The 701-nt window shown below is 61.2% G+C and carries 1 protein-coding gene and 2 pseudogenes; 1 reads left to right on the forward strand and 2 read right to left on the reverse strand.

All coding sequences use genetic code 11. The features are described 5' to 3' along the window. Window positions 1-144 (forward strand): annotated as a pseudogene (locus HX846_RS39755) (metal ABC transporter substrate-binding protein); the annotation flags it as partial. An 84-nt stretch (window positions 145-228) separates the two neighbouring features. On the opposite strand, the gene HX846_RS25485 reads toward HX846_RS39755, so the two are convergent. Together HX846_RS25485 and HX846_RS25490 are read right to left on the reverse strand one after the other, a co-directional pair. Next, a complete protein-coding gene (locus HX846_RS25485) occupies window positions 229-453 on the reverse strand; it encodes an MbtH family protein (protein ID WP_003209001.1) in 225 nt (74 codons plus the stop codon). Between the two features lie 80 nt (window positions 454-533). After that, a pseudogene (locus HX846_RS25490) lies at window positions 534-701 on the reverse strand (diaminobutyrate--2-oxoglutarate transaminase); the annotation flags it as partial.

Consider the following 701-nt stretch of genomic DNA (forward strand, 5'->3'; position numbering starts at 1 on the left):
GTGCTGCATCACCGCAAGCCAAGCGATGCAGTGCAGGCGGCGGTCACGGCGGGCGGGGCGAAGTTGCTGGTGCTGGGCACCGATGGCGCCGACCCGGTGGCGGAACTGGAAGGCAATGTGGATCAGGTGATCAAGGCGCTGTAACGCGCCTCTCACCGGCGAAACACAGTAAATGTGGGAGCGGNNCCCGCTCCCACATTTGAGTCGGTGTTATGCCCGAGGTCCGGGTCAGCCGGCAAGTGCCTGGCTATCCATCTTCTGGCGCAGGCTCAGCGGGCGCATGTCGGTCCACACTTCTTCGATGTAGGCCAGGCACTCTTTCTTCATCCCGCTCTTGCCCACGGTGCGCCAGCCTTCCGGCACGGCCTTGTAGTCGGGCCAGATGGAATATTGTTCTTCATGGTTGACCACTACCTGAAACAGGATGTCTTCGCGGTCGAATACTGAGGTCATTGCTGTTCTCCGTCGGGGTAAGGCTGGCTGCGCACCACGCACAGCTGATGTAAGAAGGAACGTGCCAGCCCGATAAAAAATTAGAGGCTGGTGACCGACGCCGCCAGGGCGCGACCAAAAATCTCGGCCACACGGTCGATTTCTACGGCAGTAATCACCAGCGGCGGCAGGAAACGCACGACGCTGCCGTGTCGCCCGCCCAGTTCGAGAATCAACCCGCGCTTGAGGCATTCACGCTGCACCAGCGG

This window comes from Pseudomonas sp. K5002 (assembly GCF_013386655.1).
Lineage (GTDB): Bacteria > Pseudomonadota > Gammaproteobacteria > Pseudomonadales > Pseudomonadaceae > Aquipseudomonas.

Bases quoted from the DNA above. Each gene is read 5' to 3' on its own strand.
- HX846_RS25485 (WP_003209001.1), bottom strand. From the start codon at position 453: ATGACCTCAGTATTCGACCGCGAAGACATCCTGTTTCAGGTAGTGGTC.